The organism is Candidatus Methylomirabilota bacterium, from assembly GCA_035764725.1.
In the GTDB taxonomy this organism is placed as follows: Bacteria; Methylomirabilota; Methylomirabilia; order Rokubacteriales; family CSP1-6; genus DASRWT01.
Genome location: DASTYT010000134.1, coordinates 1 through 19,383, shown reverse-complemented (window position 1 = coordinate 19,383; position 19,383 = coordinate 1). Strand labels below are relative to the sequence as shown.

Annotated in this window: 16 protein-coding genes; 4 read left to right on the top strand and 12 right to left on the bottom strand. The window is 69.8% G+C overall.

The window, feature by feature from the left end:
- The coding region (locus VFX14_22655; GenBank protein ID HEU5192492.1) for a Rieske 2Fe-2S domain-containing protein at nucleotides 1–764 on the bottom strand (764 nt) is incomplete at its 3' end.
- A 99-nt stretch (nucleotides 765–863) separates the two neighbouring features.
- Between VFX14_22655 and VFX14_22650 the strand changes: the two genes are divergently transcribed.
- The gene (locus tag VFX14_22650) at nucleotides 864–2,453 is read left to right on the top strand and encodes an MBL fold metallo-hydrolase (GenBank protein ID HEU5192491.1); all 1,590 of its coding nucleotides are present in this window, start codon (nucleotides 864–866) and stop codon (nucleotides 2,451–2,453) included.
- 36 nt (nucleotides 2,454–2,489) lie between these two features.
- Nucleotides 2,490–3,506 carry a hypothetical protein gene (locus VFX14_22645; GenBank protein ID HEU5192490.1) on the top strand — a complete coding sequence of 339 codons (1,017 nt, stop codon included), beginning with the start codon at nucleotides 2,490–2,492 and terminating at the stop codon, nucleotides 3,504–3,506.
- A 13-nt stretch (nucleotides 3,507–3,519) separates the two neighbouring features.
- Here the strand turns inward: VFX14_22645 and VFX14_22640 are convergent, their stop codons facing one another.
- The 4 genes from VFX14_22640 to VFX14_22625 are packed head-to-tail and all read right to left on the bottom strand — an operon-like array spanning nucleotide 3,520 to nucleotide 8,228.
- Nucleotides 3,520–4,488, bottom strand: a complete 969-nt coding sequence (locus tag VFX14_22640) for an XdhC family protein (protein ID HEU5192489.1) — start codon at nucleotides 4,486–4,488, stop codon at nucleotides 3,520–3,522.
- A 5-nt stretch (nucleotides 4,489–4,493) separates the two neighbouring features.
- Nucleotides 4,494–6,863 (bottom strand): aerobic carbon-monoxide dehydrogenase large subunit, encoded by a 2,370-nt coding sequence (locus VFX14_22635; protein ID HEU5192488.1) that lies wholly within the window; start codon nucleotides 6,861–6,863, stop codon nucleotides 4,494–4,496.
- Complete coding sequence (locus tag VFX14_22630; protein ID HEU5192487.1) at nucleotides 6,860–7,348, bottom strand: (2Fe-2S)-binding protein; 489 nt, start codon at nucleotides 7,346–7,348, stop codon at nucleotides 6,860–6,862. Before VFX14_22630 ends, VFX14_22635 begins: the two co-directional genes overlap by 4 nt.
- Before the next feature lie 4 nt (nucleotides 7,349–7,352).
- Nucleotides 7,353–8,228, bottom strand: a complete 876-nt coding sequence (locus VFX14_22625) for a xanthine dehydrogenase family protein subunit M (protein ID HEU5192486.1) — start codon at nucleotides 8,226–8,228, stop codon at nucleotides 7,353–7,355.
- Nucleotides 8,229–8,441: 213 nt separating this feature from the next.
- On the opposite strand from VFX14_22625, the gene VFX14_22620 reads away from it, so the two are divergent.
- On the top strand, nucleotides 8,442–9,611 hold the full coding sequence (locus VFX14_22620; protein HEU5192485.1) for an ISNCY family transposase: 1,170 nt from the start codon (nucleotides 8,442–8,444) through the stop codon (nucleotides 9,609–9,611).
- A 51-nt stretch (nucleotides 9,612–9,662) separates the two neighbouring features.
- Here VFX14_22620 and VFX14_22615 read toward each other — a convergent pair whose 3' ends face one another.
- The 7 genes from VFX14_22615 to VFX14_22585 all read right to left on the bottom strand — a co-directional run bounded on the left by VFX14_22615 (nucleotide 9,663) and on the right by VFX14_22585 (nucleotide 17,348).
- A complete protein-coding gene (locus VFX14_22615; protein HEU5192484.1) occupies nucleotides 9,663–9,923 on the bottom strand; it encodes a hypothetical protein in 261 nt (86 codons plus the stop codon).
- 8 nt (nucleotides 9,924–9,931) lie between these two features.
- Nucleotides 9,932–11,236, bottom strand: a complete 1,305-nt coding sequence (locus tag VFX14_22610) for a Rieske 2Fe-2S domain-containing protein (GenBank protein HEU5192483.1) — start codon at nucleotides 11,234–11,236, stop codon at nucleotides 9,932–9,934.
- A gap of 13 nt (nucleotides 11,237–11,249) precedes the next feature.
- A complete protein-coding gene (locus tag VFX14_22605) occupies nucleotides 11,250–12,212 on the bottom strand; it encodes an extradiol ring-cleavage dioxygenase (GenBank protein ID HEU5192482.1) in 963 nt (320 codons plus the stop codon).
- Between the two features lie 242 nt (nucleotides 12,213–12,454).
- Complete coding sequence (locus VFX14_22600) at nucleotides 12,455–13,183, bottom strand: ABC transporter ATP-binding protein (protein HEU5192481.1); 729 nt, start codon at nucleotides 13,181–13,183, stop codon at nucleotides 12,455–12,457.
- Nucleotides 13,180–15,165, bottom strand: a complete 1,986-nt coding sequence (locus tag VFX14_22595) for a branched-chain amino acid ABC transporter ATP-binding protein/permease (GenBank protein ID HEU5192480.1) — start codon at nucleotides 15,163–15,165, stop codon at nucleotides 13,180–13,182. Before VFX14_22595 ends, VFX14_22600 begins: the two co-directional genes overlap by 4 nt.
- Nucleotides 15,165–16,094: a branched-chain amino acid ABC transporter permease gene (locus tag VFX14_22590; GenBank protein HEU5192479.1), complete on the bottom strand. Its 930-nt coding sequence runs from the start codon at nucleotides 16,092–16,094 to the stop codon at nucleotides 15,165–15,167. Before VFX14_22590 ends, VFX14_22595 begins: the two co-directional genes overlap by 1 nt.
- Before the next feature lie 51 nt (nucleotides 16,095–16,145).
- Nucleotides 16,146–17,348: a branched-chain amino acid ABC transporter substrate-binding protein gene (locus VFX14_22585; GenBank protein HEU5192478.1), complete on the bottom strand. Its 1,203-nt coding sequence runs from the start codon at nucleotides 17,346–17,348 to the stop codon at nucleotides 16,146–16,148.
- Between the two features lie 189 nt (nucleotides 17,349–17,537).
- Here VFX14_22585 and VFX14_22580 point away from each other — a divergent pair.
- Nucleotides 17,538–19,383, top strand: a 1,846-nt coding sequence (locus VFX14_22580) for a TIM-barrel domain-containing protein (protein HEU5192477.1), incomplete at its 3' end; no start/stop codon positions are given.

Sequence of the window (19,383 nt, the reverse complement as noted above, 5' to 3'; positions counted from 1 at the left end):
GACCAGTCGATCTCGATGTGCCCGCCGCCCCAGTCGCGCACCACCGCCTTGATCGCATGCTCGGGGCCCACGACCCGCTGGTACTGCATCTGCACGGTCCGGAACAGCGCGAGGTGGACGAAGCCCAGGTGATAGCCGTCGCTGTCGTTCTCGGGCAGCATCTTCCAGTTCGCCGCGCAGCGGTGCCGTACCCATCCCGCGGAGAGCTCCACCTCGCCCTCGGGGGCCAGGTCGCAGGAGCGATCGATGAGCCGCGTCGCCGCGCCGAGATGCTCGGCGAGCGAGATGCCGGTCGGGCTCAGGCTGGCGAAGACGAACCCGCGATAGGCGGCAATCCGGGGGACGCGGGTGAGGCCATGCGCCCCCTTGTCGGGGCCCGCGTAGCCGCCGGGATAGGGGACGCCGAGGAGGGCGCCGCCGACATCGTAGGTCCAGCCGTGATAGGGGCAGGTGAACGTGCGGGCGTTCCCGCGGTCGGCGGGGCAGAGCATGGTGCCGCGGTGCATGCAGCGGTTGACGAGCATCGCCGCCGCCCCGTCGGCGCCGCGCACGAGGATGACCGGCTCGGTGCCGATGTGGCGGGTGACGAAATCGCCGGGGCGGGGGATCTCGCTCTCGTGCCCCACGAACACCCAGCCGCGGTGGAAGATGCGCTCCATCTCCTCCGTGAAGATGCGGGGATCGGTGTAGAGCGAGGCGTGAATGCGATCCTCCTGCACCAGCGCCTTGTAGTCGGTGCCGGCCGCGGCGTCGGAATCGGGCATCGTGCTCACTCTAGCGGGCTGTCTTGACATCGGCAACCCTCACCCGTAGGGTGCGGGCACCGACCGCTCCCTTCACTCCCCCACAGGAGGACACACGCGATGCGACGACTCGGCCGGCTCTTCACGGTGCTCCTCGTCGTGGCGTCCTGCGCGACGTCCCCGCAGAGGGGGCAGGCGCTGATCGGCCTCGGCATCGATGGGATGGGGGGCGTCAACGCGCTCACCGGCGTGAAGACGCTGGCGGTCAAGGGCACCGTGCGCCAGTGGGATCCCGAGCAGTCGCTGGCCCCCGGCGGCGAGGCGCGCTTCGCTAACGAATCCACCTTCACATCCGCCGCCGATATGGCGTCCGGCGCCATGAGAGTCGACTGGGTGCGGAACTACGCGTATCCGTCCCCGCGCTCGTTCACGTACACCGAGATCGTGACGCCCGAGGCCGGCTATGTCGCGGGCATCGACAGCTCCGGGCGCAACAAGCAGAGCCTCGACTCGAACCCGCCCGCGCACACGATGTCGAGCCTGCGTGTGGCCACGTTCCAGCGCGAGGCGCGCCGGAGCTCACCGCTCCTCCTGCTCGAGATGCAGAAGAACCCCGACCGCGTCGCCCAGCTGGGCGACATCGTGGTGGGGAGCACCTCCTACCCGGCGGTGGGGTACCAGACGGCGGACACGCTCTACACCGTGATGTTCGACCGGACCTCCGGCCTTCCCGCTCGCATCCGCACGCTCGACTACGACAACATCTGGGGTGACGTCCCCTACGATCTCGTTCTGTCCGACTGGCAGGTGCTGGACGGAATCCGGGTGGCCACGACCCAGCGCTACGAGCTGGGTGGGCGCCTCGTGATGGAGACGAAGATCGCCGACCTCAAGAAGAACATCCCGATCGGCACCGGCCAGCTCGCGATTCCTGATGCCTTCCGCGCGGGCGCGGCGCGTCCCGCCACCGCCGACGTGCCGTATCAGTGGGTATTGCGGCGGCAGTTCATCGGGGCGTACCTCGACTCCGAGAATCCGAGCTTCGACGCCCGCGTCACCCAGAGCCTCCGGCTCGTCGAGCTGGCCCCCGGGGTGAGTCACGCGGCGGGCGGCACGCACCACAGCCTGGTCGTGGAGATGAAGGACTACGTGGTCGTGTTCGATGCGCCGGTGAGCGACCGGCAATCCAACATGGTGCTCAGCGCGGTTCGGGCGAAGTATCTCCGCAAGCCGGTCAAGTACCTGGTTCTGACCCATCACCACATGGATCATGCGGGCGGGATCCGTGCATACGCCGCGGAGGGCGCCACCATCGTGGTGGGCCAGGGCGCCGGCGCCCACTTCCGCCGAGTGCTCGCGGCGCCGTACATCCGCAACCCCGACCTCACCGCCAAGGACCTCGCTGGAACGCCCATCGTGGAAGTCGCGGACAAGTGGGCGCTCTCCGACGGCGCGCGGGAGGTGCAGGCGTACATGGTTCCCAACACCCCGCACGTGGAGTCCATGCTGATTGGCTACGTGCCCTCGGCGCGCCTGGGCTATGTCACCGACCTCTGGAGTCCGGGTCCGCCCCTGCCGGCGCAGCTCACGCCCCTGCAGCTCGGGCTCGTGGCCGGCGTGAAGAAGGCGGGGATCACGCCGGAGAAGTTCGCGGGCGGCCACGGCGGCGTCGCGGACTACGCGCCGCTTGCGGAGCGCGCCGGCAACTAGGCCGGCGCGCCCACCGCGCCGACGGAGACGGGCGCGATGGATCGCGGCGGCGCGGCCACGCGCCGCGGCGCGGTGCTCTTCGCCGCGATCCTGCTCGTCACCGGGCCGCGCTTCGTCGACGTCGACGCGCTGGCCGCTCTCTACGCCGAGCCGTTCCGTCTCCTCGGCGATCCGTCCGACCGCTACATCCACTCGTCCGTCGCGAATGTCTTCGTGGGATATCTCGTGGGCGCCGTCTCTCCCCACCGGGTCCAGGCGCTGGCGATCGCGGCCGCGCTCGCCGCGGTGGCCGCCGTGCTCGTCTATGGCCACCGCGCGATCGCCGAGCCCGACGAGCGATGGGCCTTCTTCCGTCTGCTCGCGCTCTCGCCCCTGCTCCACGTGCTCGCGTTCTGGCTGGGGAAGTCCGACCCCTATCTGGTCGGATCCTACTTTCTCCTGCTCCTGGCTCGGCACCCTGCGGTCATCGCCGTCCTCGCGATGGCCATGACCCTCGCGCATCCGGAGCAGGCGACGGTGATCCTCGCCGTGCATGCCGCGATGCATCGGCCCGCCCGCGCGTGGCTGCTCGCGGTGCTCGCCGGCTGGGCCGCAGGGGCGGGGATGGCGCAGCTCTATCTGGCGGAGCTCGGCCTCGCGGGCTCGCCCCGCGCCGCATGGGTCGGCCAGTGGCTGGAAAGCCTTCTCCGCAACAACGTCGCGCGCCCGGTGACCATGCTGTGGCTGTCGTTCTCCTGGTTCTGGATCCCCGTGATCGCGTACGTCTGGGCCCGGCGGCGGACGCGGCTGCTCGCGCTCGCCGGTATCTGCTGCGCGATCGCAGGGAGCAGCGCGGACTTCACGCGGGTGTTCACGCTGATCTCGCTGCCCCTCGCCGTGCACGTCGCCCGCGCGCTCTCACGCGAGGCCGGAGGGGCGCTGAAACCCTGGCTGGGCCGCTTGACGCCGCTCGGATTCCTTCAGATGGAGCTGGCGATCGGGCGTGTCTGGGACAACGGGTGGGCGGTGCTGCTGATGCGCGCGCTCGGCGTCACGGTCCGGTGGACGGGATGACCAGGGCTGGCGGTCAGCGGAGCGCGTAGCGCTCGGGCGCCGCGTCGAACTTCGCCTTGCAGCCACCGCAGCAGAAGTACACCGGGCGCCCGCCCGCCTCGGAGCGATGGCGGGCGGTGGCCACGCGGACCCGCATCCCGCACACGGGATCGATGGCGTCGTCTCCTTCAGCCGGCGCCGAGGACGGGGCAGCGATCACGGCGAGGCGCGGCATGGCATCCGCCGCCGGCGCCTTGCCGCTGCGCCGGAGCTGGATGATCTCGGCGAGAATGCTCACCGCGATCTCCGTCGGCGTCACCGCGCCGATGTCGAGCCCGGCGGGCGCCTTGAGCCGGCCCAGGCGCTCCATGGGCACGCCCCGCTCGCGGAGCGTCGCCAGGACGGCGGCCGCGCGCTTGCGGCTGGCCACCAGGCTGACGTAGCCCGCGCCGGTGCCGAGGACGCGCTCCAGCATCGCCTCGTCCACTTCGCCGTGGGTGGCGATCACCACGGCGGCGCGGTCGGTGAGGGCCAGGCGGTCCAGGGCGGCCGCCCCGGCGTCGGCGGCCACGGTCTCCACGGTGTAGTCCACCGCGCGGCCGAGGGCGACGAGCGTCTCCACCACGGGCCCGTGGCCGACCAGCACGAGCAGGGGCTTGGGAAGATAGGGCTCCACGTAGATCTCCAGCGTGCCGCCGCTGTGGCACGTCATCGGGTGCTCGCGGATCCCCTCGGCGCGGCCGGCGGGCCGGCCGTGCTCGCCCACGAGGCTGACGAGGCGCGGCTCACCGTCGTGCAGCGCTGCCGCCGCCTCGCGCAGCACGATGGGCTCCGCGCAGGCGCCGCCGACCCAGCCGAGCATGGTGCCGTCGGCGCGGATCAGCGCCTTGGCGCCCGGCTTGGCCGAGGTCGGCCGCTCGCAGCGCACCACGGTGGCGAGGGCGAAGGCCTCGCCCTGCTGCCGTAGCGCCGCGGCGAGCGCAAGAAGATCGGGCTCAGACATAGGGGTTACTCGGTGACGCCCTTCTCCCGGAGGAGCTTCCAGACCTTGGGCGGGGTGATGGGGATGTCCACGTGCCGGACGCCCAGATGCCAGAGCGCGTCCACCACCGCGTTGGCGATGGCGGCGGGCGCGCCGACGGTGGCCGACTCGCCGATGCCCTTGGCGCCGATGGGATGGTGCGGGGAGGGCGTGATGGTGTGGCCGGTCTCCCATTTGGGTGTCTCCACTGCCGTCGGGAGCAGGTAGTCGATGAAGCTTCCCCCTTGCACGTTGCCGTGCTCGTCGTAGGAGATCTCCTCGAGCAGCGCGGGTGCCAGCCCCATGGTGAGGCCGCCGTGCACCTGGCCCTGGACGATCATGGGATTGATGATGTTGCCGCAGTCGTCGATGGCGACGAAGCGGCGCACCTTCACCTCGCCCGTGCCCTTGTCGATGTCCACGACGCAGATGTAGCTACCGAACGGGTAGGTGAGGTTGGGCGGGTCGTAGTACGACACCGCCTCCAGCCCCGCCTCCATGCCCTGCGGGTGATTGGTATAGGCGGCGAACGCGCAGTCCTGGATGGTCTTCGAACGGTTGGGCGCGCCCTTCACCGAGAACTTGCCCGGCTCGTAGACGAGGTCCTCCGGCGCGACCTCCAGGAGATGGGCCGCGAGCTTGCGCGCCTTGTCGAGGACCTTCCGCGCGGCGATCGCGGCGGCGGCGCCCGCGACCGGCGTGGAGCGGCTCGCGTAGGTGCCGAGCCCGTAGGGCGCGGTGTCGGTGTCGCCTTCCTCGATCTGGATGTCCTTGGCGGGGATGCCCAGCTCCTCGGCGAGGATCTGGGCGTAGGTGGTCTCGTGCCCCTGGCCCTGCGACTTGGTGCCGAAGCGCGCGATGGCCTTGCCGGTGGGATGCACGCGGATCTCGCAGGAGTCGAACATCTTGAGGCCGAGGATGTCGAAGTGCTTGGAGGGGCCGGCCCCCACGATCTCGGTGAAGCTCGAGATTCCGATGCCCATCAGCTCGCCGCGCTTGCGCTTCTCCGCCTGCTCCCGCTTGAGCTCGGCGTACCCGATCGTCTGCATGGCCTTGTCGAGCGCCCCCGCGTAGTTGCCGCTGTCGTACTCCCACCCGAGCGCCGACTTGTAGGGGAACTGCTCCGGCTTGATGAAGTTCTTCTTGCGGAAGTCGGCGGGATCCTGGCCGAGCTGATGGGCCATGATGTCGACCATTCTCTCGATGGTGTGCACGGCTTCCGTGACGCGGAACGAGCAGCGGTACGCGATGCCGCCCGGCGGCTTGTTGGTATAGGCGCCGTCGACCTCCACGTGCGCGGCCTTGAGATCGTAGGAGCCGGTGCAGACGTGGAAGAGCCCCGCCGGGAACTTGGACGGGTTGGCGGCGGCATCCGTGTAGCCGTGATCGGCCAAGGTCTTGATCCGGAGGGCGGTGAGGGTGCCGTCCTTCTTGGCGGCCAGCTCCGCGGTGATGTGGTAGTCGCGGGCGAAGGAATCCGCCTGGAGATTCTCCATGCGGTCCTCGATCCACTTCACGGGCTTGCCGGTGAGAACCGACGCCGCCACCGCGATCACGTAGCCGGGATAGACCGGCACCTTGCCGCCGAACCCGCCCCCGATGTCGGGGGAGATGATGCGGATCTTGTGCTCGGCGAGGCCCACGTGGCCCGCGACGAGGGCGAAGACGGTTCGGATCGCGTGGGGCGCCTGGGTGGTCATCCAGACCGTGAGCTTGTCGTTGACCTTGTCGAAATGCGCCACGCAGCCGCAGGTCTCGATGGACGCCACGTGGATGCGGGGGATGTAGATCTGCTCCTTGACCGTCACGTCCGCCTCGGCGAAGGCGCGATCGGTCGCGGCGCGGTCGCCCCACTCCCAGTGCCAGATGTGATTGTCCTTCTTGTCCTTCTTGTCGGTGCGGAGCACCGGGGCGCCCGGCTCGAGCGCCTTCTGCGGGCTCACCACCGCGGGCAACGGCTCGTACTCCACGTCCACCGCGGCGGCGCCGTCGGCGGCGGCGTAGCGCGTGGTGGCGAGCACCGCCGCCACCTCCTGCGCCTGGTACATCACCTTCTCGACGGGCAGCACCATCTGGGTGTCCGACATGAGCGTGGGCATCCAGTGGAGGTTGTACTTGGCGAGATCCGCGCCGGTGATCACGGCGAGCACGCCCGGCACCGCCGTGGCCTTCGCGGTGTCGATCTTCACGATCTTGGCGTGGGCGTGGGGGCTCCGCACGATGTCGAGATAGAGCATGCCGGGCAGCACCACGTCGTCCACGTAGGTGCCCTTGCCCCGGATGAAGCGCGGATCCTCTTTTCTCTTGATCGAGTGCCCCATGCCGCCGACTTCGGGAGTGGTCCTCATCGTGGTCATCGCGTCCCTCCCGCGGGCGCCGCCGCCCTGAGCTGGGCCGCCGCGTGCTGCACGGCCTTGACAATGTTCACGTACCCGGTGCAGCGGCAGAGATTGCCGGAGATCGCCCAGCGGATCTCGTCCTCGGAGGGCGACGGGTGCTTGTCCAGAAAGGCCTTGCTCGTCATGAGCATGCCCGGGGTGCAGTAACCGCACTGGAGCCCATGCTCCGCGATGAAGCCTTCCTGCAGAGGATGCAGCGCGCCGTTCTGCTCGAGCCCTTCCACCGTCTGGATGTCGCGGTTGTGGGCCTGCACGGCGAACATCGTGCAGGACTTCACCGGCCGGCCGTCGAGCAACACCGCGCACGCGCCGCAATGCGTGGTGTCGCAGCCGATGTGCGTGCCGGTGAGCCGGAAGACTTCCCGGATGAGGTGGACGAGGAGCAGTCGCGGCTCCACGTCGGCGGAGAGCTTCTCGCCGTTGATCGTGACCTGGACGTTCATGGCGTCACTTGCCTCCGCCGGCGCGCTCGATCGCCTTCCGCAGCGCGCGGGCCGTCAGGACCCGGACGACATCCTTCTTGTATTCGGCCGAGCCGCGCAGATCGGGCTCCGGCCGGGCTGCATCGGCGGCCAGCTGCGCGGCCTCCTTGATCGCGGCGTCGTCGGGCCGTCTGCCTCTCAGCGCGGCCTCCGCCTTGTCCGCCTTGATCGGCGTCAGCCCCACGTTGGTGAGCGCGATGCCGATGTCGGCCACCGTGCCGTCGCCGGCGAGGGTGATCTGGGCCGCCACCGCCGCGGTGGCGAAGTCGCCGACCTTACGCTCCAGCTTGACGTACGCCCCGCCACTGCGCGGCGGCGGAGCCGGCGCGCGAATCTCGGTCAAGAGCTCATCGGGCTTGAGCGCGGTCTCGAACGGACCCTTGAAGAAGCTGCCGATGGGAATGCGCCGCGCGCCGAAGGGACCGGTGGCCGTGATCTCCGCCCCCAGCGCCAGCATGACCGCCGGATGATCATTCGCGGGGTCGCCGTGGGCAAGGTTACCCGCGACGGTGGCGAGGTTCCGTACCAGCGGATCGGCGATCACGCGGGTCGCATCCGCCAAGAGCGGATAGCGTGCTCGCACCACGTCGGACTCGTCCAGATCCACCTCGCGCGCGAGGGCGCCGATGCGGAGAGCCCCGTCCGCCTCCTTGACGTAGGCGAGACCCGGGATCCGGTTGATATCCACGAGATGCCGTGGGCTTGCGAGGCGGAGCTTCAGGAGCGGGATGAGACTCTGGCCACCGGAGAGCACCTTGGCGTCGTCCCCCAGCCGGGACAAGAGCGCGGTGGCCTCCCCGATGGTGGCAGGGGCGTGGTAGTCGAACCCGGCGGGAATCATGGCGGGTCCCCTTTCTCTTCTCGTTGGGAAGAAACGGGAACTTCAAACGGTGTGGGCCGTGACGACGGGCAAGGTACTCGTGGCGGCGTGGGCTGTCAAGCCGGCGCAGGACTTCTTGTAGGGAGCACACTATGTGTCCGCTCCCGAGAACAAGTGATCTGTCCGCTCTAGCGGCCGCGGGGTGGGGGCACATGGTGGACCGGGAGGTCGACCATGCTCTTCCCCCGGGTGGCAGTGGAGCGGGCGATGACGATTCGGGAGGTCGTGCTGCGCGCGATGAGTGGGGCGATCAGCTGGATCCAGGCCGCCGAGATCATCGGCTGTAGTCCCCGCAGTGTGCGCCGGTGGCGGGCGCGGTTCGAGCGCCGCGGCTACGACGGGTTGCTGGATCATCGCTACGGCCGGCCCTCGCCCCGGCGGGCCCCGTTCGGCGAGGTGCAACGCATCCTGCGGCTGTATCGGGAGCGCTATGGCGGGTTCAACGGCCGCCACTTCCACCAGCTCGCCCAGCGAGAGCACGGCGTGACGCTCGGGTATACCTACGTCAAGACGGCGCTCCAGAAGGCGGGCTTGCTGCCCAAAGCCCAGGCCCGCGGGCGGCATCGGCGGCGGCGGGAGCCGCGGCCGTGCTTTGGGGAGCTATTGCATCTGGACGGCAGCCGGCATCGCTGGCTGGCCCTGGGGCCCGAGGGCCTGGATACGCTGGTGGCCATCGTGGACGATGCCACGAAGCAGCTGCTCTACGCGCAGCTCGTCGACGGGGGCGAGAGTGTGCGGGCCATCATGACCGCGCTGGGGGCGGTGTTTCGCCGCTACGGCTTGCCCATCGCCCTCTACACGGATCGGGCCCATTGGGCGGCCCACACGCCGCGGGCCGGGGCCCGGCCGGACCCGACGAAGCTCACGCAGGTGGGCCGCGCCCTGCGCACGCTGGGGATTGAGCACATCCTGAGCTATTCGCCCCAGGCCCGGGGCCGCAGCGAGCGGGTCAATCGCACGCTGCAGGATCGCCTCGTCAACGAGCTGCGCGTGGCCGGCATCGCCACGGTGGCGGCGGCCAATCGCTACCTCGAGCAGACGTTCCTGCCGACCTACAACGCGACCTTTGCGCGGGCTCCGGCGGACCCCGCCTCAGCCTTCGTGGCGCTCGGGTCCACCGATCTGGACCAGATCCTGTGTCACGAAGAAGAGCGCGTGGTCAGCCGCGACAACGTCGTCGTGCTCGACGGGGTGGCCTTGGCGGTCAGTAAACAGCGCGGCCGCCGCTCCTGCAGCGGGCTGCGCGTGCTCGTGCGCCGCCACCTCGACGGCCGGTACTCCGTGTGGTGCGGGGCCCGCTGTTTCGGCCGCTACGACCCCCGGGGCCGCGCCCTGGCCGCCTAGGGCGCGTTCACTGAAAGCGGACAGATCACGTGTCAAAACCGAGCGGACAGATCACTTGTCAACAACAGCCGGCGCAGGACTTCTGAGCGGCGGACGGGGCACCGGGATGGGCTCGCCCCGCTCCCAGCACCGGGCGAGCAGGGCTTCGCGCTCCTCCTCCAGCCGCTCGATGGCCTCCACCGCGGACTCCGCCTCCGCCGCGCAGCCCGGAAGCTCGGGATAGCTGGCGCGCCGCCACCAGGACCCCGCCCGCTCCACCGTCTCGACGACGAGGAGGTACGGGATCGCGCGGTAGTAGGCGAGATTCTCCACGGCCCGGCTCAGACGAAGGGCACCCAGGCGATGGGCACGCCTGCGTCTGATTGGCGCGCCTTCTCGGTGGCGGCCACCCAGCTCTCGCCGTCGGGCAGGATGACGGAGGCCGGGCGCACGCGGTAGAGCGAGGCGTCGTCCACGTTGGCGGGCACGGTCCCGCGGTCGCGCAGCGCCCTCGCCGCGTCGAGGAGGAGCTTCCTCGCGAAGATCACCATGGCGTCGGTGGTGCCCAGATGCTCCTGGGTGCGGTCGTAGATCGGCCCCATCGTCTCGGTCATCGCGCGGTCCTGCAGGTTGCCCAGGAACGGGATGCCGAGGTTGAGCTCGGTGCGCTGCAGCTCGTAGTCCAGCAGGTAGTCGTTGTGGAGGTTCGCCGTCGTGTAGAAGCGGCGCCGCGGGTCGCTGCCGCCGTCCACGTAGCCGCCCCAGGCCTTGAAGGGATCGCGCACCTGGCGGCGCTCCTCCTCCGTCACCGGGCGGTCGAGCCGGCCACGCAGCACGAACTGGAGGTTCTGGTGATCATCGAGCGGAACCCACGCGCGCGCCGAGACGATGGCGGGATCGCTGGCCGCGATCATGGTGAAGAAGGGGAGGATGAACTGGGTGATGCGGTGCCAGTAGAGCCCATCCGTGTCGCCGCGCCGCCGCGCGGAGTAGCAGGCGCCGTAGTCCGTGCCCAGTACCTCGAGGCGCGGGCGCTTGTCCCGATGGAAGGTGCCGCGCTGGGCGCTGTCGGGGCGGCGCTTGCCGTGTACCCAGTCGATGTGGGACGAGTCGATGTCGCCCTCGAGCGCCTGCATCCAGTTGCAGTCTTCCAGCATCATGAGCGGCGGGTAGACCTGCTCGGCGGGGAGCGTGTTGATCTCGAAGGTCGGGAACGGGGGCGGGGACTGGCGCGTCCCCATGTAGACCCACACGACGCCGTTGACGTCACGACACGGGTAGGCGCGTGCGCGGACCTTGTCCTTGAACGTGCTCTCCTCGGGCTCGCTCGGCATGTCCATGCAGCGACCGGTCACGTCGAACTTCCAGCCGTGATACGCGCAGCGGAGCCCGCACTCCTCGTTTCGCCCGAAGAAGAGGGACGCGCCGCGATGCGGACAGTTCGCCGCGAGCAGGCCCACGCGCCCTTCGGTGTCGCGGAAGGCGACGAGATCCTCGCCGAGGAGGCGGACTTTCTTCGGCGGCCCGTCGGGCGACGGCAGCTCGGACGACGGCAGACCCGGCATCCAGTACTGGCGCAGCAGCTCGCCCATCGGCGTGCCGCGGCCCACCCGGCACAGGAGCTCGTTGTCTTCTCGCGAGAGCATGGAGCGCCTCCCTTCAGTCCCAGATCGCGAAAGCCATGCCGCAGCCGGTACCGGCTTCGGAGCGATAGCACGGCACGTAGTCCAGAAGCCGCATCGCGAGGCCCTCGAGGGCCCCCGCGGCGGCGATCCAGTTGCGGATCTCGGAGTTGCCGGAGTTCAGGCGATTCAGCGGCAGCGCGGCCACCGCGTCCGCGTCCCGCCGGGCGAGGATGTTGAGCACATGACGGTCGAGCGCCTCGTCCACCACGAAGTGGCTGAGCCCGCCCGAGCCGAGCACGCCCACCCGCCGGGCCCCCGGCCAGGCCTCGATGACCCGGCGAAGCGCCCGACCGAGCTCGTAGCACCGCTTCGGGGTCGGCTGGTTCGGGGGATAGTACGTGTTGAGCAGCACGGGCACGATCGGGATGACCGTGCCGTTCATCAGGCGCTGGTGCACGAAGCTCCACGCGTGCCCGAAGGGCGCGTGGCGAGGCTGCACCCGCATGTGCGCCACGTCGAAGCTGTGGTCGCGGGTGAGCGATTCGATGACGTGGCGCCCCAGGGCGGCATCCACGGGGTAGCTCCGATTGGCCCCGTCGCCGTAGTAGCCCCAGTACCCCAGGCGCAGGGAGGGCGCCATGCGCTCCACCGGCGGCGGCAGGCTTTCCACCGCATCGCCCCAGTAGATGCAGAGGGCGGGCTGGCTGTCCACGCTGAACCACTCGCCCTGGTCGTCGCCGATGATCACCAGTGCGTCCAGCGCGGCGTCGGCCAGCGCGGCGGCCAGGGTGGCGAGGGCCGCCTGGTTGGCGGCGTGGCGCGCCGCGGTGACGGCGGGGGCCAGCTCGGGGGCGACGCGCGCGGCACGCTCCCGGGCCAGGGCGGCGAACTCGGGCACCCGCTGCTGGTCGCGCTCTCGATGCCCCGCGAAGGCCTCGTGGGGCGTGCTGAGCATGGGGCTGTGCGAGGTGCCGATGCCGAGGACGATGTCCGCCATCCTTGCCTCCGCCCGTGCGGGCGGCCTGATGCTAGCACACCCAGCTGTCGGCGAATCTTACGAGGACCTCGCTACGCAGTGTTTGCGGCGTCCAAGTGGCTGATCTCACGAGCACCTAAAACCGGCACGGAACATGCCCCTGGACGGGGCATGCCTCGACGACGTGCGGCTCGGCGGGTGACTCGACGACGCGCTCTGGGCGTGGCCGCGCTCCGCTACGGCCGCTTCGGCCGGCGGCGGCGCTACGCGCTGCCCAGATAGGCTTTCTGGATCAGAGGATTCTCGAGCAGCTCGGCGGCGGCGCCGCTCAGGACCACCTCGCCCATCTGCAGCACGTAGCCCCGGTGGGCGACGGACAGCGCCATGTTGACGTTCTGCTCGATGACGAAGATGGTGGTGCCCTGGCCGTTGATGGCGCGGATGATGTCGAACACGTCCTCGACGAGACGGGGCGCCAGGCCCATCGAAGGCTCGTCCATGCAGAGGAGGCGCGGGTTCGTCATGAGCGCCCGTGCGATGGCGAGCATCTGCTGCTCGCCGCCCGACATCGTGCCCGCGAGCTGATGCCGCCGCTCCTTCAGCACCGGGAACAGGCCGAACACGCGGTCGAGGTCGGTATCCCAGCCGGGCTCTGAACGGCGCGTGTAGCGGCCCATCTCGAGGTTCTCGACGATGGTCATCCGCGGGAACACGCGCCGTCCTTCCGGCACGGGCGCGATGCCGCGCTTGACGATCTCGCTGGTGCGGAGGGCGTGGATCGGCTCCCCTCGGAACCGGATGGTCCCCTCCGTCGGCCGCACCAGCCCCAGCACGGTCTTCATGGTCGTGGACTTGCCCGAGGCGTTGCCGCCAAGCAGAGAGACGATCTCGCCCTCGTAGATCTCGTAGCTCACGCCCTTGAGCACGTGGAGCGGCCCGTAGTGCGTGTGCACGCCGCGGAAGTCGAGAAGCAGCGGGCCCCGCGGGCTCATGCCGCGCGGCGCCGACGGCCGAGATAGGCCTCGATCACCCGCTCGTCGTTCCGCACCTCGACGGGGGCGCCCTCCGCGATCTTCACGCCGTGGTCGAGGACGATCACCCGATCCGACATGTCCATGACCACGTCCAGCTTGTGCTCGATCAGCACGATGGTGATACCGAGGCCGCGCAGCGCCTTGACGAGGTCCATCAGCTCGAGCGTCTCGGCGGGATTCATGCCCGCGGCGGGCTCGTCGAGGAGCAGGAGCTTCGGCTGGGTCATGATGGCGCGCGCGATCTCGGTACGCCGGCGATTGGCGTAGGAGAGCCCGTAGGCGGGGTGGTCGAGGCGGGGCAGCAGGCGATTGCCGAAGAGCCCCAGCACCTCGAGCGCGCGGTCCACCGCCGCCCGTTCTTCGGCGCGCACGCGCGGCGGGCGGAACACCGCACCCAGCGCGCCCGCCTGCAGGCGCGAGTGCTCGCCCACGAGGAGGTTCTCCAGCACGCTCAGATTGTTGAACAGGCGGATGTTCTGGAAGGTGCGGGCCACCCCGCGCGCGACGATGGCGTGGGCAGGGAGGCCGCCGATCTCGCGGCCCTCGAGGCGGATGCTCCCGCTGTCGCGGGCGATGAGCCCGGTGATCAGGTTGAACAGCGTGGTCTTTCCCGAGCCGTTGGGCCCGATCACGCTGACCAGCTCGCCCGCGTCCACGGTGAGCGAGATGCGGTCCGCCGCCGCCACCCCGCCGAACTGCTTGCTCAGGCTCTCGATCTCGAGGAGCGCCCGGGGCGGCGCGTCGGCCCGCGCGGCCTGCGACCAGGAGAGCTGCACCGCGGCGCCCCGGCTCGGCACTGCCGCCTGCTGCTCGGGCGTGAGCGCGGACACCCGCCGCACCGCCGGCCAGATGCCCTCGCGGCGGAAGATCATCATGAGGACGAGGATGACGCCGAAGATCAGCTCAAGTGACGTGATGAGCTCGATCCGCTGGAGGAACGCGCTGCCGACGAGCCGCCCGAGGGCGTGCACCCAGTCGGTGAGCTCCTGCAGGATTACCGACTGGAGAAACGCGAGGAAGAGGGCAGCCACCACCACGCCCCGGATCGAGCCCATGCCGCCCAGCACCACCATGACCAGCACCATCACCGATACCGGGAACGTGAACATGTCCGGGGTGGCGGTGGTGAGCTTGGCCACGTAGAAGGTGCCGGCGAGCCCGCCCACCGCCGCGCCCATGGCAAAGGCGAGCAGCTTGTAGTGCACGTGATTGACGCCCATGGCGCCGGCGGCCAGCTCGTCTTCACGAATCGCCATCCACGCGCGGCCGACGCGGGACTCCTGGAGGCGGATGGACAGCCACACCGCGAGTGCGACGAGGCCGAGGCCCAGGAAGTAGTAGGGGTAGGGGGAGAAGCCGAACTCGTAGCCGAAGAGGCGCGGCGTGCGGATGCCGCCCAGCCCCTGGGCGCCGTTGGTGAGCCCCTCCCAGTTGCGCGCCACCACCGGCACGATCTCGCCGAAGCCCAGCGTCACGATGGCGAGATAGTCGCCGCGGAGCCGCAGGGTCGGCGCGCCGAACAAGACACCGAAGACCGCGCACATGATCGCGGTGACCGCCAGCATGGGCCAGAAGGCGAAGTGGAACTGCACGGTATCGGGCTGGCCGGGAACTACCAAGCGACTGACCTGCCCCATGAAGGCCAGGGGCTCCCAGAGGCTCGACCACTCGAGCTTGAGCTGGCCGGACGCGGCGATGCCGTAGCCATAGGCGCCGATGGCGAAGAAGGCCGCGTAGCCGAGGTCGAGCAGCCCTGCGAAGCCCACCACGATGTTGAGCCCGAGGGCGAGCAGCACGTAGGTGAAGGCGTTGGCGGCGGCGTCGACATTGCCGGCATTGCCCGAGAGGAAGGGAAAGGCGGCGCCGACGGCGAGGAGCACGACGGCGAGGATCTGGCGTCGTCGCGCGAGGGGCAGCGCCCGCCAGCGTGCGAGGCCCATCACGCCTTCTGCGGCGTCCGCGTGCCGAGGAGCCCGTTGGGCCGCAAGACCATCACGATGATGAGGATCGAGAAGATGATCACGTCGGTCCATTTGACGCCGAGGAACTGGCCGCCGAGGGACTGGGTGAGGCCGATGAGGAGGCCGCCCAGCACCGCGCCGGGGATGCTCCCGATGCCGCCCAGCACCGCGGAGGTGAAGGCGCGGAGGCCAGTGGTGTAGCCGATGTAGTAACCGGTGAAGCCGTAGTAGAGGCCGAAGAAGAGGCTGCCCGCGCCGGCCAGGGCCGAGCCCAGGAAGAACGTGACCACCACCACGCGATCCACGTCGATGCCCATCATCCGCGCGGCGTCGGCGTCCTGGGCGGTGGCGCGCATGGCCTTGCCGAGGGTGGTGCGCTGCACGAGATGCCAGAGCGCGAGCATGAGGAGCAGGCCCACCACGAACAGCACGATCTGCTTGAAGCTGATCTCCGCGCCGCCCACACCCCAGCGCCAGTTCGGGAGGAGCTGGGGGAAGCGCTGCGCCTGCGGGCCCCAGGTCAACAGCATGATGTTGATGAGGATGAACGCCACGCCGATGGTCGTGATCATGGGCGCGGTCCCCGAGACGTGTCGCACGGGGCGAAGGCAGATCCGCTCGATGAGGACGCCGAGCACGCCGGTCGCGACCATGGTGGCGAGGAACAGCACGATGAGGGTGCCGACCAGCGCGGGTCCCTGCAGCGAGGCGGAGACCGCGGTGACGCCCATGAGGTTCAGGACCATCAGGCCCACGAAGGTGCCGGTCATGAACACGCTGAAGTGCGCGAAATTGATCAGCTCGATGATGCCGTAGACCATGGTGAAGCCGAGCGCGAGCAGGGCGTACATCATGCCGAGCGCGAGCCCGTTGACGACTTGCTGGAGGAGCACGTCCAGCGTGTGCATGGGCGGGAATCCCCGGGCGGCCCGCGCCGCCCGGGGGCGAAGAGTCCGCGCCTACTTCTCGGGCGCTACCGCGACGTACTTGATCTCGCCGTCACGCCACTGATAGATCGAGACGGTCTTGGTCAGGATGTCCCCGTTGGCGTCGAAGGCGATGGGGCCCTGAATCGAGCTGAGCTTGGTCTCCTGGATGGCGTCCCGCAGGTTGGCTCGGGTGAGCGGCTTCTTGGGGGCGGTGCGCTCGATCGCGTCGGCGATCACGTAGACCGCGTTGTAGGACGTGATCGCATAGTTGGTGGGGTCGCGCTTCATCTCCTTCTTGAACTTGGTCACCCACGCCTCGACCTTGGGCGACGTGACGAGCTCGGGGGAGGCCTGTGAGCAGAACCAGCCCTCCACCGCCTCCTTGCCCGACTGCTTGGGCCACGAGAGATCGTACACGCCGTCCGATCCCGCCTTGATCACCCGCGGCATCACCTCGTAGCCCTGGGGCGCCAGCTTCGCCGCCGCCTGCATCACGCCGCCGTAGTAGAGCGCGTCGGGGTTCAGGCCCTTGATCTTAGTGAGGATGGTCTTGTAGTCGGCTTCCTTCGGGTCGAGGCGATCGCGGCCGAGCACCTTCACCCCCAGCTCGCCCGCGCGCTTCTGGAAGCTGTCGGCGATGCCCACACCGAAGGCGCCGCCGTCGTCCAGCACGTAGACGCTCTTCATCTTCTGCTGGTGGAAGAGATAGTTGGCCATGTTCGGGCCCTGATAGGCGTCGGTGGTGACGGTGCGGAAATACACCGCCTTGCCCTTGGGCCGGTACTGCGACTGGAACTTCGGGTCCGTGATGTCGGGGTTGGTCGAGCTCGGCGTGATTGTCGCCATGTCCGCCTCGGAGAGGATCGGCGAGATCGCCTTGCCCTCGCCGCTCATCACCGGTCCCACTGCGGCCAGGGTGAGGCTGTCGGCGACGAACTTCTTGTAGTTGGTGGCGGCCTGCGCGGGGTCGTACTGCCCGGCGGCGGGCGTCGCGCTGTCGAAGACCTGCGCCTCGAGCTTGTAGCCGGCCACCCCGCCCTTGGTGTTGATCTCGTTCATCGCCATCTGCGCCCCCTTGAGGATCGCGTCGGCGCCGTCCGCATCCGCCCCCGTGAGGGGCAGGGAGAGCCCGATCTTGACGACTTTCCCCTGCGCGATGAGCCCGTCGGGCCACGAGGCGAGCACAAGGACGGCGGTGAGGGCGATGAGGCCGAAGAGGAGATTGCGTCGCATCATAGGTATCCCTCCGAATCGGGCATGTTGGGCCTCGTATCGGGGGAGGCTCGCGTCCGGGGCGCGCGTCTCCGAGTGGCGACGGAGTCTAGCGGAGTGACCCTCACTTCGCAATGGCTTCATCGGGTGGATCGAGCCGGCGCGGCGCATCGCCTTGCTCCGCCGGGCCCCACGGAGTAGAAACGGGGAATGCGCCGAGAGGGGTCCACACTTCACCTGGAAGGCGACGGAGCCCCGGTCACGCTCACGATGGTCACGCCGCGCATCGTCCGGGTGCGGCTCGAGACCGAGGGCGCGGGGGCGGTCCCGTCCTACGTGGCCCCGCGTGCGCCCGCGGCGGTTTCCTTCGAGCTCGCGCCCGGCGAGCCGGCGCGGCTCGCCACGCCCCATCTCCGGATCGAGATCGCGACGGCTCCGCTCCGCCTGGCCTTCCTCGACGCGGGCGGCGAGTGGCTGCTTCGCGAGCCGCCCGACGGCGGAATGTCCGCCGAGGCCGCCGAGGCGAGCGGCCGCCGCCGCGTCCACGCCAGCTTCACGTTCTCGGGCGAGCAGCACTTCTACGGCCTGGGGCAAGGGGGCGGCGCGCTCGAGCGCCTCGGAGTGACCCGCAAGCTCTGGAACAGCCACCTCGGCCACGGGCCGGGCACGGACACCGGCATCCCGCTCCTCGTCTCCTCGCGCGGCTGGGCCCTCTTCTTCGACAATCCCGGCGAGGCGATGCTGGCGGTCGGGCGCTCGGACAACGGTGTGAGGATCTCGTACACTGCGGAGACGGGCGCGCTGTGCTGGTACGTCCTCATGGGAGGAAGCCTGCGCGGGGTCATGCGCGAGATCTCGGATCTGCTGGGCCGCGCGTCGCTGCCGCCCCGCTGGGCGCTGGGCTTTCTCCAGTCGACGCGCCACTTCCACGACACCGCCGAGCTGCGACAGCTGCCCCGGACTATTCGGGGAAAACGGATTCCGTGTGACGCCCTCATCTACCTCTCGAGCTACGGCGAGGCGCTGGGCTGGAACCGCGGCGTAGGGCATCTCGAGTTCCAGCCGGCCCTCTGGGAGGACCCCGCGGCGCTGCTTGGCGAGGCGCGGGCCCAGCACTTCGAGGCCATCACCCACGAGTATCCCGTGCTGCACGAGGAGTCGCCGCTGTTCGCCGAGGCGGAGTCGCGCGGCTACCTGGTGGACGCGGGCTACGAGCGGGGCGGGGCCACGGGCGCGAACTATCGCCAGGGGCAGCGCTACCTCGACTTCTCCGATCCGAAGGTCGGGTCCTGGTGGTGGGCGGCCCACCGCCACCTGGTCGCGCTCGGCGTCGGCGGCTGGTGGCTCGACGGCGGCGAGGGTCCGCCCGCGGCAGCCAGCCTGCGAGGCGGGAGCGGGCGCCTGCTCCACAATATCTACGACCGCTACCGCCACGAGGCCTTCGCCGCGGGCGAGGCGGCCGATCGTCCGCAGCAGCGCGTGTTCCTGCTCTGCCGCTCGGGGGCGGCGGGGATGCAGCGGTTCGGCTCCACCACCTGGACCGGCGACGTCAACAACGACTTCGCGACGCTCGACGCGCAGATCCCCCTGGGCCTCAACACCGGAATGTCGGGCGTGCCCTACTGGGGGAGCGACATCGGCGGCTTCTTCCATTCCTTGCCGGAGACGGGGGAGCTCTACGCGCGCTGGTTCCAGCTGGGCGCCTTCAGCCCCATCTTCCGCTCGCACGGATGGGTGTGGCGCGAGCACGTGCCGTGGGCGCACGGGCCGCGCGTGGAGGCCATCTGCCGCGCGTACGCGGAGCTGCGCTACCGGCTGCTCCCGTACACCTACACGCTGGCCTGGCAGGCCCACGCGGACGGCCTGCCGCTCATGCGCCCCCTCGTTCTCAACTACCCGGACGATCCGCGCGTGTGGACGCTGGGCCATCAGTATCTCTGGGGCGACGATCTACTCGTGGCGCCGGTGACGCGCGAGGGCGCGACGTCGTGGCCGGTGTACCTCCCGGCCGGCGCGTGGCACGACTTCTGGACGGGCGCGCGCCACGCGGGCCCCG